The following is a 14,710-nucleotide window of genomic DNA, read 5'->3' as shown; positions in this document are numbered from 1 at the left end:
CTGTTCAGGACGCCATGCCCGGCGCGCCTGTCAAGAGCGCGTTGGCCGATTTCGCGTGGCGATCTTTGGTCTTGTCTTGACCCTTCCTATACGGCAGCTTTGCTCAAGGTGTGCCGGGAAGTCTGGTCGGCGATGCGGCCCGTCATGGGCCGACGTCAGCATGCCGTCGAGCAGGGTGGGGGCAGATGTTCCAGCGCGTCGCCAAAGAGCTTCTCTCCGGCCTGACCGTGGCGATAGTGGCGTTGCCGCTGGCGATCGCCTTCGGCATCACCGCGACCGGCACACCCGAAGGCGCGCTCGTCGGGCTGTACGGCGCGATCTTCGCGGGGTTCTTCGCCGCCCTGTTCGGCGGCACTCCCGCGCAGGTGACCGGACCCACGGGCCCCATCACCGTCGTAGCGACCGGTGTCATCGCCGCGCACGGACTCGACGCCGCGTTCGTCGCGTTCATCATGGCGGGCGGGTTCCAGGTCCTGTTCGGCCTGTGCAGAATCGGTTCGCTCATCCGCTACATACCCCACCCGGTGGTCTCGGGGTTCATGGGCGGTATCGCGCTGATCATCATCCTGGGCGAGCTGGACCAGGTGCGGCGGAGCTTCCTGGTGGTCGCGGGCACGATCCTGCTCATGCTCGTCGCCGCCCGGGTCGTGCGGTCGGTACCGGCGAGCCTGATCGCCCTCCTGGCCCTCACCCCGGTGCTGCGGCTGGCGGACCCGGCGCTCCAGGACGTACGCCTCGGACCGCTCACGCTCAGCGCGGGCGTCGACTACATAGGCCGGATCCCCGAAGCGCTGCCCTCGATCACCGTTCCCGACCTCGGCGGTTCGTCGCTCCTCGCCCTCGTCCCGGCCGCCCTCAGCATCGCCCTGCTCGGCTCCATCGACTCGCTGCTGACCTCGGTCGTGATGGACAACATCACCGGCGGCCGGCACCGCAGCAACAAGGAACTGATCGGCCAGGGCATCGGCAACGCCGTCAGCGGCCTCTTCGGCGGGCTGGCGAGCGCGGGCGCCACCGTCAGGTCCGTGGTCAACGTCCGGAGCGGGGGCCGCACCGCCTGGTCGGCCGCCACCCACAGCGTCATCCTGCTCGTCCTCGTCGCCGGGCTCGGCGCCGCCGTGCAGTACATCCCCCTCGCCGTGCTGTCCGGCATCCTGATCCTCACCGCGTTCGGCATGTTCGACTGGGAGAGCCTGCGCAAGGTGCCCGTCTCCCCGTGGGGGGACGTCGTGGTGATGTTCGCGACGATGATCATCACGGTGGTCCTCGACCTGACCGTGGCGGTCGCCGTCGGGGTCGCCCTGGCGCTCGTCATCCACACCGTGAAGGCGCGTCGGCGCCGTGCCACGGTCGTCCGGACCGGCGACGGCGCCTATCGCATCGCGGGGCCGCTCTCCTTCCTCTCCGTCGACCGGGTCTTCACAGCCCTGCGCGGCGACCGGCCGGACGGCTCCCGCCTGTCGCTGAGCCTGAAGGACGTCGACTACGTCGACATGTCCGGCGCGAAGGCGTTGCTGACGTTCCTCGACCACGCGCACAGGTCCGGCGTCGGGACGGACATCCAGGACCTACCGGCGCACGTCGAGGACCGGCTGGTCGCGCTGGCCGACGACGGTCAGCGGGCGAGGCTCACGGCGGCCCTGGGGGACCGCTCCGGAGAGGCCGTCCACTGAGCGGCGGGGAGGACCGGGAGCCGGACGCCCCGAGGGCCGCCCACGCGTCGTCCGGCAGCGCGAGCAGGCGTTCGATCCGCGCGGGGTCGGGGAGCGGGCCGTGGTCACCCGTCACCTGGAGCGCCGATACGGCGGTGAGGTGGCCCAGTCTGAGGGCCCGGGGGACGGGCACGTCCCGGAGCAGGCCCGTGAGGAAGCCCGCGGCGAAGGCGTCCCCGGCGCCCACCGGTTCGACGACCGTGGTGCGCAGCGCCGGGACCGTGTGGACGCCGTCCTCGGTGAAGGCCGTGGCGGCGTGGGCACCGTCCTTGACGACCAGGACGGCGGGGCGGGGCAGCAGTGCGCGCACCGCCGACCCGGTGAGGTCCGCGCCCCACAGCGCCTGGGCCTCGTCGAGGCCGACGAAGACGATGTCCGCCCGGTCGGCGAGCGCGCGCAGCACGGTCGCCGCGCTGCCGTCCCCGGGCCACAGGGCGGGGCGGTGGTTGACGTCGAAGCTGACCGCGTGGGGGCGCCCGGCGGGCGGAGGGGCCAGGGCGGCGTCCAGCAGTGCCCGGCAGGACGGGGACAGCGCCGCGGTGATGCCGGTGAAGTGCAGGAGGCTCGCCGAGCCGGCGGGCTCCTCGTCCAGCAGGCCGGGGCCGAGCGCGGAGGCCGCCGAGCCCGTCCGGTAGTAGTGGACGCGGGTGCCGGTCGGCGCGGGGTCCTTCAGCATGAGGCCCGTGGGGCGGTGGGCGTCCGTGCGGACATGGCTGACGTCGACCCCGGCCGCCGCCACCGCGGCACGCACCCGTCTGCCCAGCGCGTCGTCGCCGAGCGCCGAGAGCCATGCCACGGGGACTCCGTGGTCGGCCAGGTACATGGCCACGTTCGACTCAGCACCGGCCACCGAGAGCCTCAAGCGGGCCGCGCTCTCCAGTGCCTGGGGAGGATCGGGGGACAGGGCCGCCATGGTCTCCCCGACGCAGACCACCCGCCCGGCACCACGCAGCCACGGCTTCATACGGCCCTCCAGCGGGCGGCCAGGGAGGCATCCGGACGGAAGGGCGCCGCGGGCACCCCCGGCACGCCCACCCGGACGGTGAACAGGGCCCCGTCGTACGGGCCCGGCGCCTCCAGGCCCACGGACGCCGTGGTGACGTGCAGGGCGTCGCCCTCCAGACAGACGCCCGCCGGCTGGCTCGCCGGGAGGCGTACCGTGCGGTCTAGGGTGCCGTCGGGCAGGTGGCGGCGTACGGTCCCGGTGCCCCAGACGGCCACCCACACCGCGCCCTCCGCGTCGACCGCCATGCCGTCGGGGCTGCCGTCGGTCACGGTGACGAACGGCTCGGGGTCGCCGAGGCGGCCCGTGCCGGGGTCGACCGGGTGGCGGCGGATCACCCCGCGGGCGCTGTCGGCCAGGTACATGGTCCGGCCGTCGGCGGTGAACGCCGGGCCGTTGGGGATGGTGACGCCCTCCAGGACGCGGGTCACCGTGCCGTCCCGGTCGACCCGGTACAGCGAACCGGCGCCCGCGGTGGTGTCGTACGCCATGCTGCCCGCCCAGAAGCGGCCCGTGGGGTCGGCGGTGCCGTCGTTCATGCGCATGCGCGACGGGGCCTCCGCCTCGGGGCGGGCCAGCCAGCGCGTCCCGCCGTCCGGGGTGAGGAGGCAGATGCCGGTGTCCGCGGCCGTCAGCCAGGTGCCGGGCAGGTCCGCCACCGGCGCCACCGCACCCAGCGGGAAGGGCAGTTGGGCCAGGGTGCGCAGGGGCGCCGCCGGGTCCTCCGGGGCGGTGAGGAGGCGGCCGGTGAGGATGTCGACGAGGACGAGGCGGTCGCCGGTCCAGCGGATGCCCTCGCCGAGTTCCAGCCGGTCGGGGCGGGCGGGCAGGAGCCGGGCCGTCATGGTGCCTCCCGGACGACCGCGCGGAAGGCGCGGGCGCGTTCCCGGAGTGCGGCGAGGCTGCCGCCGTCGGCGGCGTCACCGACGAGCGGGGAGCCGACGCCGACCGCCGTGGCACCGGCCGTGAGGTAGGCGCGGGCGGCGGACGCGTCGACGCCGCCCACCGGCACGAACAGGTCGTGCGGGAACGGGCCGCGCAGCGCCCGGAGGTAGTCGGGGCCGCCCGCCCGCGCCGCCGGGAAGACCTTCAGGGCGGTCGCGCCGAGGGTGCGGGCGGTGAGGATCTCGGTGGGGGTGAGGACACCCGCCAGGACCGGCATCCCCAGCTCCGCCGCCGTGCTCACGCCGTCGCCCAGCGCGGGCGTGACCGCGAAGTCGGCGCCCGCCCGGTGGGCGGCACGGGCGTCGTCGGCGCTCAGGACCGTGCCCGCGCCGAGCGGCCGGTCGGGGCCGAGGGCCTCGCGGGCGCGCTCGATCACGCCCAGGGCGTCCGCTCCGGTGAGGGACACCTCGATCAGCTCGACGCCCTCTTCGGCCAGGGTCAGTACGGTGCGCAGCGCGGCGTCGGCGTCGGCGCCGCGGACGATGGCGAGCAGGCGGTGGGCGGCCAGGGCGGCCTTCAGATCCACGGGGGGTTCCTTCCGACAGGGCTCAGGGGCAGCGGCAGTGCGCGGTGAGGGTCAGCCGCCAGCGGACCTCGCCGGACGCGGGGACGCGGGCGGTGTCGTCCCCGTCCTCCCCGGCGTCGGCGAGGTCGAAGACGCGGCCGAGCATCGGTTCGACGCCCGTGCTGCGGTAGGGGTTCGGGGCGGGGAAGCCTCCGAGGTTGCGCCACAGGGCGAGGGACCTGGGCTGGCCGTCCGCCTCCAGGGCGAGCGACAGCCGGTCGGCGCCGTCGTGGACGCAGACACGGGCGGTGTCCACGACGGCGCCGACGGCGGTGCCGTCGGCCGGGCCGAGCCGGTCCAGGGCCAGCCCGCGCGGCGCGGGCCAGTCGCCCTCGACCCAGGGCGCGTCGCCGGGCCAGGGGCCGGGCAGCAGCGGGGCCGCCTCGGGGAAGAGGCGGGTGCGGGCGCCGTCGCGGGCGTGCAGGGTGGCCTGCTCGGAGAGGTCCAGCAGGGCGTGGGCGGCCCAGACGAACCGGAAGCCCGGGTCGGCGGTCAGGGCGTAGTCGACCTCGGCGCCTTCGCCGGTGGCGCGGATCCGGCGGGTCAGGGCGAAGCCGTCGCACTCCACCCGCTCGGCGTCCCCCTCCCGGCTCCACGTCCGTGACCAGGCGTCCCCGTGGTCCGGCGTGCCGCGCACGGTGGGCACGCACTCCTCCAGCCCACCCGCGTCCACGAACGCGTCCCCGGGGGACACCCGGGCGCGCCGCGGATCGGCGCGCCGCCACAGCCACTCCCGGCCGCCCGCCCGCAGCGAGGTCCAACGCCCGCCGTGCGCCGGGTCGGTGACGATCTCCACCGGCATCGGCTCACCACTCCGCGAAGGAGCCGTCGGGGTGCCGCCACACCGGGTTGCGCCAGGCGTGTCCCGCACGGTCGGCGGCGCGTACGGCGGCCTCGTCGACGGTGATGCCCAGACCGGGCCGCTCACCGCGCCGTGCCTCGCCCGCCACGAACCGGAACGGCTCCGGGTCGACGACGTACGACAGCAGGTCGGCGTCCTTGTTGTAGTGGAGGCCGCGACTCTGCTCCTGGATCAGGAAGTTCGGGGTGGCGAAGGCGATCTGGAGGCTGGCGGCGAGGGCGATCGGGCCGAGCGGGCAGTGCGGGGCGAGCGTCGCGCCGTAGGTCTCGGCGAGGGAGGCGATGCGGTGCACCTCGGAGATGCCGCCCGCGTGGGACAGGTCCGGCTGGACGACGGCGACCCCGGCGCCGAGCACGGGCAGGAACTCGCCGCGCGAGTACAGCCGTTCACCGGTGGCGATCGGCACCGGACCCGCGGCGACGAGGCTCGCCAGCAGCTGGCTCTGCTCCGGGACGACGGGTTCCTCCACGAACAGCGGGTGCAGCGGCGCTATCTCGGTGAGGACGCGGCGGGCCCCGGCGGCGGAGAAGCGGCCGTGGAAGTCGACGGCGACGTCCCGCTCCGGGCCCAGGACCTCCCGGGCCGCCGCGACCCGCGCCACCACCGCCGCCGTCTCGGCCGCGGTGGGCACCGGCGAGGTCGCCCCGGCCGCGTTCATCTTCACCGCCGTGAAACCCGCCTCCACCTGCGCGGTGATCTCCTCGCGCAGTCGGCTCGGCTCGTCGCCGCCCACCCACGCGTAGACCCGGACCCGGTCGCGCACCGGGCCGCCCAGCAGGGCGTGCACCGGGGCGCCGTAGGCCTGGCCCGCGATGTCCCACAAGGCCTGGTCCAGGCCCGCGACGGCGCTGGAGAGCACCGGGCCGCCGCGGTAGAAGCCGCCCTTGGTGAGCACCTGCCAGTGGTCCTGGATCCGCAGCGGATCCTGGCCGAGGAGGTGCTCCGCCAGTACCTCGACGGCGCTGCGCACCACTTCGGCGCGCCCCTCGACGACCGGCTCACCCCAGCCGACGAGACCGTCGTCGGTCTCGACGCGGCAGAACAGCCAGCGCGGCGGGACCATGAAGGTTTCGATGCGGGCGATCTTCACTGGGGGTGACGGCCTTCCGTATCGTCGTCGCCGCTGACCCGGTCCAGGTCACGGCCCGCCTGGTCGAGCAGGGCGCGCATCGCGGCCTCGGCCGCGTCGGGGTCGCGCTCGCGCACGGCGTCCAGGACGGCACGGTGGGCCGGGACCGGGTCCTCGCCGTGCGGGGAGCTGTGCACGATCCGGTCGCGGTGGGCCAGGCCCGACTCGATGACCATCTCCATGCGTTCGAGCAGTTCGTTGTGGGTGGCGGAGAGCAGGGCGCGGTGGAAGGCGAGGTCGGCCTCGACGGCGTGCGGGGCCCCGGTGTCCTCGGCCATCGCGGCGACGGCGGCCTCCAGGGCGGCCACGTCGGTGTCGTCGCGGCGCTCGGCGGCGAGCCGGACGGCGGCGGGCTCGATGATGGCGCGCACCTCGGCGAGGTCACGCAGCAGCGCCCGGTCGGCGTCCCCGGTGCTGCCGCCCTCGAACTGCCAGCGCAGTACGTCGGCGTCGAGCAGGTTCCAGTCGGAGCGGGCCCGCACGAACGTGCCGCGCTTCTGCCGGGCGTCGACCATGCCCTTGGCGGCGAGCACCTTCAGCGACTCGCGCAGGGCCGTGAGGCTCACGTCCAGTTCGCTCTGGAGGGCCACCAGGTCGAGCGTCGCCCCTTCCGGGATGTCCCCGCCCAGGATGCGGCGGGCCAGGGCTTCCACGGTCTGGCCGTGCACGCCGCGGCGGGCGTAGGGAGTCATGTCGTGATGCCTTTCTGCTGCGGGGTGGGGGGTGTGGTCATGCGGAGGCCTTCACGACGCTCCAGCCGCCGTCGACCGTGAGATGGGCGCCGGTGACGTAGGAGGCCTCGTCGGAGGCGAGGAACGCGATGGCGGCCGCCACCTCCTCCGGTCTGCCGAAGCGGCGGGCGGCGGTCCCGGCGACGCTGCGCTCGCGGTCCTCGGGGGCGACCCGGTCCCACGCGGCCGTCAGGACCGGCCCCGGCAGGACGGCGTTGACGCGCACGTCCGGCCCGTACTCCACGGCCAGTTGCCCGCACAGGGACAGCAGGGCGCCCTTGGACGCGGCGTAGGCGGGATGTCCGGGGATGCCCTTGTGGGCGTGGACGGAGGAGGTCAGCACCACCGCGCCACGGCGCTCGCGCAGGTCGGGCAGGACCGCGCGGACGCCGAGGAAACCGCCGGTGACGTTCACGTCGAGCTGCCGCTGCCAGGAGGCGAGGGACAACTGGTGCGCGGGGGTGACGTCGACGGTGTAGGCGTTGCTGACCAGGACGTCCACCGGCCCGAAGGAGTGGGCGGCGGCGACGATCCGCTCCCAGTCCGCCTCCGCGGCGACGTCGGCGGTGACGAACCGGGCGAGGCCGCCGCTCGCGGTGACGCGCTCGGCGACGGCGGCACCTTGGTCCTCGGCGACGTCGGCGAGCACGACGGCCGCGCCCTCCAGCGCCAGGCGTTCGGCCGTGGCGGCCCCGATCCCGGAGGCGGCGCCGGTGACGACGGCGGTGCGTCCGGCGAACCGGGTGCCATGACGTGGTGCGGACTGGTCCATCGTGGGGTCGGGCTCCTTCGGGTGGCGGGCACGGACGGTTCGGCGTGGGTTCACTGTCGCTTCAGTACCACGAGGTCGGCGTCGTGTTCCGCGGTCCAGGCGAACGGCAGCCCGTAGTGCAGCAGATGGGCTCCGGAGTACGTGGCTGCGCTGGCGGTGTCGTGGTAGCGGGCGGCCGGGTCGAGGCCGCGCAGCCGGAGCCGGGCGGCGCGGCCCGGGACGAGCGGTGCGCCGTCCAGGCGTCCGGTGCCGAAGGCGGCGACGACCGTGCGCGCGCCGTCCTGGGCGTCGTACTGGACACCGCAGGTGGGGTCGTCGGGGGTGCCGAGCAGTCGTGCCTCGCCGTGGTGGACCACCTCGCGGACCTCCTTGTACCGGGCGATCCAGCGGGCGGCCTCGGCGCGCCGGGCCGGGCCCCAGGTCCGCAGGTCGGCGCCGATGCCGAGGACGCCGCACAGGGCGGTGACGAAGCGGAAGGCGAGGCTGCGGGGGCGGGGGTCGAAGACGCCGGGGGCGTCGGTGACCCAGGAACTCATCAGGTGCGGGGCGTGGGCGTGCAGGAAGCCGAACTGGATGCGCAGCCGGTCCAGCGGGGCGGTGTTGTCGCTGGGCCAGACCACGTCGGTGCGGGCGAGGGTGGCGTGCTCGACGCGTCCGCCGCCGCCCGCGCAGCCCTCGACGGTGACCTGGGGGTGGGCGGTGCGCAGGTGGTCCAGGATGCGGAGGTACCCGGTGACATGACCGGCGTCCAGGTCGAGGCGGTCGGCGGGGCCCGCGCCGGGTCGGCCGCGTTCGGTCGGCGGCCGGTTCATGTCCCACTTCAGATAGCTGACGGCGTACTCGCAGAGCAGCCGGTCGAGGGTGGAGACCACGAAGTCCTGGACGTCCTCGCGGCCGAGGTCCAGCAGGAGTTGGTTGCGCACCAGCCGGGCCGGGCGGCCGTCGACGCGGTACACCCAGTCGGGGTGCTCGGCGTACAGGCGGCTGTTCGGGCTGACTGCCTCCGGCTCCACCCAGAGACCGAAGTCGAGCCCGAGACCGCGGACGTCCTCGACGAACCGGCCGAACCCCCGCGGGAAGGCCGCCGGGTCCGGGTACCAGTCGCCGAGCCCGCCGGTGTCGTCGGCGCGGCCGGTGAACCAGCCGTCGTCCACCACGAACAGCTCGGCCCCGATGTCCGCGGCGGCCTTGGCGAGTTCCAGCTGGCCCGCCGCCTCGACGTCGAAGCCGGTGGCCTCCCAGGAGTTGTAGAGCACCTTGCGGGTGCGCCCCAGCCGCTCCCCGCTGAGGTGCCGTTCGTAGCGGTGCCAGACGCGGGCCAGGCCGTCGAGCCCCTCGGAGCTGAAGGCGCAGGCGAGGCGGGGCGTGGTCAGGGTGTCGCCGGGGGCCAGCGGCACGGTGCCCTCGTGCGGCACCCGGCCCGCCCGCACCCTGACCGTGCCGCCGGGCTCGGCCTCGGCGGTGATGTGCCAGTTGCCGGGCCAGGCGAGGGCCACGCCGTACGTCGGTGCCGGGCCGTCCTCGGGGGCGTGCCGGTCCTGGACGGCGAGCCACGGCGCGTAGGCGTGTCCGGGCACGCCCTGCGTGCTGCCCATGGTGAAGGTGCCGCGGGTCAGGTCCAGCCGGGTGCGCTGGAACTCCTGGGACCACTGGCCCGTCAGGTACGTCAGCCGTACGCCGTCGGCGGCGGGCACGGTGACGGCGCCGGAGTCGAGGCGCTCCAGGCGCAGGGTCTCCTCCCCGGTGCAGGTCAGTTCGGTCCAGCGCAGCAGCACGTCGGTGCCGGGCACGACGGCGTAGCACAGCACGGTGCGCAGGCCGAGCACGTCGTCGGCGAAGGCGAGGCGCAGACTCCCGGGCGCTTCCTCGGCGCCCGCGAACTCCCACCACACGCCCCGCTCCGCACCGGGACGCGCGGCCACCAGGTCGGCGCCGGTGAACGGGCGCAGCCCGGACGGCAGGTACTCGGCGGGCGCCGCGTCGGCGGGGGTGATGAAGTGGGTGCGGTGGGACCAGTCGAGTGGCGACGGGCCGTCCTCGGCGCCGAGCGGTCCCCAGGCGTCGAGTTCGGCCCAGGGGCCGTCGGCAGAGAGGCGCACCGTGTAGCTGGTGCGGTCGGTGCGCAGGGTCCAGCGCCGCGGCGAGTTCACTTCACTGCTCCGAGGTTGAGTCCGGCCACGAAGTGGCGCTGGAAGCGGAGGAAGACGGCCACGGTGGGGGCCGCGGCGATGACGGAACCGGCGGCGATCACGTTCCACATGGACACGTACTGCCCTTGCAGTCCGATGAGGGCCGCGGTGATCGGCATCTTGCTGTCGCTGCGCAGCACGGTGATCGCCCACAGCAGGTCGTTGAAGATCCAGGTGAACGACAGCGCGCTGAGCGCGGCGAGCGCGGGCCGGGTGAGCGGCAGGATGATCCGCCAGAACACCTGCCAGGGACCCGCGCCGTCCATGACCGCCGCCTGCTGGATCTCGACGGGGATCGACCGCATGAACCCGTGCAGGACGAAGACGTAGAAGCCGACTCCGAAGCCGATCTGCACGCCGATCAGGGCGGGCAGGGTGTCGAAGACGCCCATCATCTCGCTGAGCTTGGACACCGGGATGAGCAGGATCTGCGGGGGCAGCAGGTTGCCGCCGAGCATGAGCAGCAGCAGGGAGCGGCGGAAGGGTACCTCGTAGCGGCTGAGGGCGAACGCCGCCATGGCGGCCAGCGCCAGGGTCACCAGGACGCAGGGGACGGTGACGACCAGGCTGTTAACCAGGGCCCGTTGCTGGCCGCCGTCGACCCAGGCCAGGCCGAAGTTGTCGAGGGTGAAGGAGCGGGGCCAACTCCCCAGGCCGTGGGCGGCGATGTCGTCGAAGGAGCGCAGGCTGGTCACCAGGACCAGCGCGATCGGCAGCAGCCACAGCACGGCCAGCGCCCCGGCCCCGAGGTGGAACCCGGCGGTCGCGGCGCGTCGGCGGCGCGGTGCGGCGGTCGGACGCGGGATCGCCATCAGTCGGCCTCCCGGAAGGCGCGCACCAGGTAGGAGGCGATGACTCCGAAGGCCAGCACGAAGATGACGACGGCCAGGGCGGAGCCGTATCCCAGGCGCAGGGACTGGAACGCGGTGGAGTACATGTAGGTGCTCAGCAGTTCGGAGGAGTGGTAGGGGCCGCCGCGGGTCAACGACCAGACCACGTCGAAGGAGCGCAGCGAGTCGATGATGATGACGGACAGCACCACGGCGTTGACACCGCGCAGCTGAGGCAGCGTCACATGACGGAAGCGCTGCCAGCGTCCGGCGCCGTCGACCTTGGCCGCCTCGTACAGCGAGGGGTCGATGCCCTTGAGACCGGCGAGGTAGAGGACCATCACATAGCCGATCTGCCGCCACAGCGCGGGCACGATCACCGCGTACAGGGCGGTGTCCTGGTCGGCGAGCCAGGCGTGCCGCAGGCCGTCAAGGCCGACGGAGCTGAGCAGTTGGTTGAGCACCCCGTCGGGCTGGTAGATGGCCTGCCAGACCAGGGCGGTGGCGACCAGCGAGAAGACGACGGGCAGGAACAGGGCGGCGCGGTAGAAGCCGACTCCCCGGCGTTCCTGCTGGAGCAGCAGCGCGGCGGCGAGGCCGAGCACCGCGGACAGGCCGCCGAACAGCACCAGCCACAGCACGGTGTGTCCGGCCGCGTCGCGGAAGACGTCGTCGCCCGCCATCTCACGGAAGTTGGCCAGGCCCACGAACTCGGGTGCCGAGACGCCGTCCCAGTTGGTCAGGGAGAGGTAGAAGCCCTGGAGGGCGGGCCAGAAGACCCAGACGGCCTCGGCGAGCAGGGGCACCAGCAGGAAGGCGAGGACCAGCGGCGGTGTGCGGCCGGGGCCCCGGTCCCGGCCGCGCGAGGGCGGCGTCGGGACCTTGGACCCGCGGTGCGGGGCGGTCAGGACGGCCATGTCAGGCGTTCCAGATCTTCTCGGCCTCGCGCTGCCACTCGGTGAGGATGCCGTCGACGTCCCTGGGCCTGGCGATGAACTTGGTGAGCGCGGTGTCGGCGGTGGGCTGGAGCGCGTCGCTGGAGTCGCGGTTGAAGAACTGGGTGAGGTCGGCCGCCTCCTCGATGTGCTTGCGGCCCTTGCGCACCAGCGCGGTCCCGGAGTCCTCGGCGTCGGGGTTGCAGGGCAGCACGGTGCCGGAGGAGCCCTTGATGTAGATCTCCTGCGCCTCGGCGGTGGCGAGGTAGCCCAGCAGGTCGAGGACGTCGTCCCGGCGGCCGGTGCGGGCGCTGGCGAAGTAGCCGTCGGTGGGGGCCTCTTCGGCGAGCGGGACCTTGGGGTCGATGACCGGGAAACGGAAGAAGTCGATGTCGTCCAGCGCGTCCCGGGGGGCCGCGTCGGCGAAGAAGGTGCCGATGAGCATCATGCCGCTGCGGCCGTTGAGCAGGGCGGTCGTGGCGTCCTGGAAGGACACGGCGGTGCCGTCGGGGTCGAAGTACGGCAGCACCTCCCGCCAGCGGTCGAAGACCCGGCGCACCTCGGGGTCGTCGAAGCGGCGCTCGCCCGCGAGGAGTTCACGGTGGTAGGCGGCGCCGTTGACGCGGATGTTCAGGTAGTCGAACCAGGCGGAGGCCACCCAGGGCGTCCCGCCGCCCGCGCCGAGCCCGATCGGTGCCACGCCCTTGGACTTGAGGGTCTCGCACAGATCGAGGAACTCGTCCCAGCCGGTGGGCTCGCTCACGCCCCACTTGGCGAAGTTCGACTTGCGGTAGAACATGCCCCACCAGTAGTACGTGGCGGGCACGAAGACCTTCTTGCCGGAGCCGGCGGTGCACAGGCTGTTCAGGGCCTTGGAGTACCGCTTGAGGTCGGGGGAGGAGTTCCAGACCTCGTCGAGGTCGAGGAGCAGGTCCTTCTTCGCGTAGGCCTCGGCGACGGATCCGGGGTACCAGGTCAGGACGTCCGGCGGGTTGGCGGAGGTGAGGTAGGTCGGCAGTTGGGTGCGGAAGGTCTCGGCGGCCACGGTGTTGAGGCTGGCGCGCCCTGAGCCCTTCCTGCCGTAGGCGGCGACGAGGTCCTCCATCGCGGCCTTGGCCTGGGGCGCCGACAGGTTGGACTGGAGGGTCACGGGGCCCTCGGAGGAGGACTTGCCGGAGGAGGTGGCGGTGACGCAGCCGCTGAGCAGTGCCGTCGTCCCGGCGGCTCCGATTCCGGCGAGGAAACGCCGACGGCTGGAGAGGTGGTTCGTCATGGATGCTCCCTGTGGATCCGCCCGACGGGGCTCCGCCACTGTGGCCCGCAGCCGGGACCCTGTCAATATTAATTACTAATTTAGGAGCAGGCCCGGAGCAGGAGCGTGGGCGGGGAGCAGGGGAAGTGCGCGACGGGGGGAGCAAGAGGGTGGTGCGCGACGGGTGGTTCCGCGCGTGGTTCTGCCACCCGCCGCGGGGCACCGGTGCTACTTCCAGACGCGGTCCAGGAAGTCCGCGATCAGCGGGGCGATCTCGGGCAGATGGGTCTCCAGGGCGAAGTGTCCGGTGTCGAGGAGGTGGAGTTCGGCGTCCGGCAGGTCGCGCAATAGGCGCGGGCGCCGGGGGCGATGAAGAACGGGTCCTCGGCTCCCCAGGTGATCAGTGTGGGCGGCCTGTGCTGCCGCAGCCACGCCTGCCAGCGGTCGTAGCTCTCGATGTTGGTGGGGTAGTCGAAGAACAGCGCCAGCTGGGCCTCCTTGCGCCCGGGCTGGTCGAGGAAGTGCTGGTCTAGGGTCCAGCCGTCCGGCGCGATCAGGGCGGGGTCGCCGACACCGGCCTCGTACTGGAAGCGGGTGCCGGGGAAGGTGAGCAGGTCGCTCAGGGTGTCCTCGGCGCCGGGGGTCTGGCGGTCCAGCAGCAGGACGCCGCGGGCCGCGTCCGAGAGACCGTCCTCGTAGGCGTTGCCGTTCTGCACGATCAGGCCCGCGATCCACTCCGGGTGGCGTGCGGCGAGGCGGAAGCCGACGGGCGCCCCGAAGTCGAACACGTACATCACGAACCGGTCCAGACCGAGCTGTCGTACGAAGCCCTCGGTGATGTCGGCGAGCCGCTCGAACGAGTAGGTGAAGCCGTCGGGCGCCTCGGTGTGGCCGAAGCCGGGGTAGTCGGGCGCGATCACCCGGTACCGCGCGCCGAGCACGTCGATGAGGCGCCGGAACTGGTGCGAGGCCGACGGGAAGCCGTGCAGGAGCAGCAGCACGGGCGCGTCGTCCCGGTCCGGGACGGACTCACGGAAGAAGACGCGGACACCGTCGACCTCCAGGTGGCGGTGGAGCGTACGGGGGAGCGAGACGGGCATGGCTAATCCTTTGAATTGGAGATTATCCATTAGATATAACCGGGCTCCCACTAATACGTCAACGCGCTCAGGTACCGTTAGAGGCATGAGTGACCGCACACCGCTGACCGGGGAGCCGCTGGCGCTCGACCTGGTCAACACCCGCACGGCCGCCGACGACCTGCTCGCGACGCCGGACGACCTGCTGGCCTGGTGGGCCCTGGAGGCCGACCGGCTCCCCGAGGTGCCGGAGGGGATCACGGCGACGGACCTGGCCGCGGTGCTCGCGGTGCGGGACGCCGTCTCCCGCGCCCTCGACGGCGTCCGCGGCGGCGCCCGCCCCCGGGAGGCCGACCTGCGCGCGCTCAACGCGGCGCAGCGGGCCGCGCCCGCGGTCCGGGAGCTGGAGTGGGACGGTTCGGCGGTGGCCGGGACGTGGCGGCGCGCCGGCTCGCCGGGGGAGCGGCTGGCCGCCCAGCTCGCCGAGTCCGCCGCCGAGCTGCTGACCGACCCGGCGGTGACCAAGGTCCGCCAGTGCGAGGCCGACGACTGCGTGCTGCTCTTCCTGCCCGCCCACCCACGGCGCCGCTGGTGCTCGGCCGCGCGCTGCGGCAACCGGGTGCGGGTCGCCCGCCACTACCGGCGGCACAAGGGGTGATCCGTCACTGAGGTGGCGGCGCGTCAGTTCTGCCCGGCGTCAGCGGGA

At 73.6% G+C, this 14,710-nt stretch carries 14 protein-coding genes; 2 read left to right on the top strand and 12 right to left on the bottom strand.

Features of this window, described 5'->3' with window-relative positions; all coding sequences use genetic code 11:
• Nucleotides 1-185: 185 nt before the first annotated feature.
• Nucleotides 186-1,673: a SulP family inorganic anion transporter gene (locus KBY47_RS09315; protein ID WP_210920516.1), complete on the top strand. Its 1,488-nt coding sequence runs from the start codon at nucleotides 186-188 to the stop codon at nucleotides 1,671-1,673.
• On the opposite strand, the gene KBY47_RS09310 is transcribed toward KBY47_RS09315, so the two are convergent.
• From KBY47_RS09310 to KBY47_RS09255, 12 genes are all read right to left on the bottom strand, one after another.
• The gene (locus KBY47_RS09310; protein ID WP_210920515.1) at nucleotides 1,630-2,676 is read right to left on the bottom strand and encodes a sugar kinase; all 1,047 of its coding nucleotides are present in this window, start codon (nucleotides 2,674-2,676) and stop codon (nucleotides 1,630-1,632) included. The two genes, KBY47_RS09315 and KBY47_RS09310, sit on opposite strands and share 44 nt — an antisense overlap.
• Entirely contained in the window at nucleotides 2,673-3,560 is an 888-nt protein-coding gene (locus KBY47_RS09305) for an SMP-30/gluconolactonase/LRE family protein (RefSeq protein ID WP_210920514.1), read from the bottom strand. Before KBY47_RS09305 ends, KBY47_RS09310 begins: the two co-directional genes overlap by 4 nt.
• The gene (locus KBY47_RS09300; RefSeq protein WP_210920513.1) at nucleotides 3,557-4,186 is read right to left on the bottom strand and encodes a bifunctional 4-hydroxy-2-oxoglutarate aldolase/2-dehydro-3-deoxy-phosphogluconate aldolase; all 630 of its coding nucleotides are present in this window, start codon (nucleotides 4,184-4,186) and stop codon (nucleotides 3,557-3,559) included. Before KBY47_RS09300 ends, KBY47_RS09305 begins: the two co-directional genes overlap by 4 nt.
• Before the next feature lie 22 nt (nucleotides 4,187-4,208).
• The gene (locus KBY47_RS09295) at nucleotides 4,209-5,027 is read right to left on the bottom strand and encodes a hypothetical protein (RefSeq protein WP_210920512.1); all 819 of its coding nucleotides are present in this window, start codon (nucleotides 5,025-5,027) and stop codon (nucleotides 4,209-4,211) included.
• 4 nt (nucleotides 5,028-5,031) lie between these two features.
• Nucleotides 5,032-6,177, bottom strand: a complete 1,146-nt coding sequence (gene dgoD, locus KBY47_RS09290; protein WP_210920511.1) for a galactonate dehydratase — start codon at nucleotides 6,175-6,177, stop codon at nucleotides 5,032-5,034.
• Nucleotides 6,174-6,908 carry a FadR/GntR family transcriptional regulator gene (locus KBY47_RS09285; protein WP_210920510.1) on the bottom strand — a complete coding sequence of 245 codons (735 nt, stop codon included), beginning with the start codon at nucleotides 6,906-6,908 and terminating at the stop codon, nucleotides 6,174-6,176. Before KBY47_RS09285 ends, dgoD begins: the two co-directional genes overlap by 4 nt.
• A gap of 37 nt (nucleotides 6,909-6,945) precedes the next feature.
• Nucleotides 6,946-7,719 (bottom strand): SDR family NAD(P)-dependent oxidoreductase, encoded by a 774-nt coding sequence (locus tag KBY47_RS09280; RefSeq protein ID WP_210920509.1) that lies wholly within the window; start codon nucleotides 7,717-7,719, stop codon nucleotides 6,946-6,948.
• A gap of 50 nt (nucleotides 7,720-7,769) precedes the next feature.
• Nucleotides 7,770-9,869: an alpha-galactosidase gene (locus KBY47_RS09275; protein WP_210920508.1), complete on the bottom strand. Its 2,100-nt coding sequence runs from the start codon at nucleotides 9,867-9,869 to the stop codon at nucleotides 7,770-7,772.
• A complete protein-coding gene (locus KBY47_RS09270; protein ID WP_210920507.1) occupies nucleotides 9,866-10,720 on the bottom strand; it encodes a carbohydrate ABC transporter permease in 855 nt (284 codons plus the stop codon). Before KBY47_RS09270 ends, KBY47_RS09275 begins: the two co-directional genes overlap by 4 nt.
• Nucleotides 10,720-11,655: a carbohydrate ABC transporter permease gene (locus tag KBY47_RS09265; protein ID WP_210920506.1), complete on the bottom strand. Its 936-nt coding sequence runs from the start codon at nucleotides 11,653-11,655 to the stop codon at nucleotides 10,720-10,722. The genes KBY47_RS09270 and KBY47_RS09265 overlap by 1 nt, the downstream gene beginning before the upstream one ends.
• Nucleotide 11,656: 1 nt before the next feature.
• Nucleotides 11,657-12,946 (bottom strand): ABC transporter substrate-binding protein, encoded by a 1,290-nt coding sequence (locus KBY47_RS09260; protein ID WP_210920505.1) that lies wholly within the window; start codon nucleotides 12,944-12,946, stop codon nucleotides 11,657-11,659.
• A gap of 239 nt (nucleotides 12,947-13,185) precedes the next feature.
• Nucleotides 13,186-14,025 carry an alpha/beta hydrolase gene (locus KBY47_RS09255; protein WP_308405097.1) on the bottom strand — a complete coding sequence of 280 codons (840 nt, stop codon included), beginning with the start codon at nucleotides 14,023-14,025 and terminating at the stop codon, nucleotides 13,186-13,188.
• 85 nt (nucleotides 14,026-14,110) lie between these two features.
• Between KBY47_RS09255 and KBY47_RS09250 the strand changes: the two genes are divergently transcribed.
• A complete protein-coding gene (locus KBY47_RS09250; protein ID WP_210920504.1) occupies nucleotides 14,111-14,662 on the top strand; it encodes an ABATE domain-containing protein in 552 nt (183 codons plus the stop codon).
• Nucleotides 14,663-14,710: the final 48 nt, after the last annotated feature.

Origin of the sequence: Streptomyces sp. B93, from assembly GCF_018070565.1 — a bacterium.
Taxonomy (GTDB): Bacteria; Actinomycetota; Actinomycetes; order Streptomycetales; family Streptomycetaceae; genus Streptomyces.
Note: the sequence above shows the minus strand (reverse complement) of the source record. Positions and strands in the feature narration are given on the sequence as shown.

Bases quoted from the DNA above. Each gene is read 5' to 3' on its own strand.
- KBY47_RS09315 (WP_210920516.1), top strand. From the start codon at position 186: ATGTTCCAGCGCGTCGCCAAAGAGCTTCTCTCCGGCCTGACCGTGGCG.
- KBY47_RS09310 (WP_210920515.1), bottom strand. From the start codon at position 2,676: ATGAAGCCGTGGCTGCGTGGTGCCGGGCGGGTGGTCTGCGTCGGGGAG.
- KBY47_RS09305 (WP_210920514.1), bottom strand. From the start codon at position 3,560: ATGACGGCCCGGCTCCTGCCCGCCCGCCCCGACCGGCTGGAACTCGGC.
- KBY47_RS09295 (WP_210920512.1), bottom strand. From the start codon at position 5,027: ATGCCGGTGGAGATCGTCACCGACCCGGCGCACGGCGGGCGTTGGACC.
- KBY47_RS09285 (WP_210920510.1), bottom strand. From the start codon at position 6,908: ATGACTCCCTACGCCCGCCGCGGCGTGCACGGCCAGACCGTGGAAGCC.
- KBY47_RS09280 (WP_210920509.1), bottom strand. From the start codon at position 7,719: ATGGACCAGTCCGCACCACGTCATGGCACCCGGTTCGCCGGACGCACC.
- KBY47_RS09270 (WP_210920507.1), bottom strand. From the start codon at position 10,720: ATGGCGATCCCGCGTCCGACCGCCGCACCGCGCCGCCGACGCGCCGCG.
- KBY47_RS09265 (WP_210920506.1), bottom strand. From the start codon at position 11,655: ATGGCCGTCCTGACCGCCCCGCACCGCGGGTCCAAGGTCCCGACGCCG.
- KBY47_RS09260 (WP_210920505.1), bottom strand. From the start codon at position 12,946: ATGACGAACCACCTCTCCAGCCGTCGGCGTTTCCTCGCCGGAATCGGA.
- KBY47_RS09255 (WP_308405097.1), bottom strand. From the start codon at position 14,025: ATGCCCGTCTCGCTCCCCCGTACGCTCCACCGCCACCTGGAGGTCGAC.
- KBY47_RS09250 (WP_210920504.1), top strand. From the start codon at position 14,111: ATGAGTGACCGCACACCGCTGACCGGGGAGCCGCTGGCGCTCGACCTG.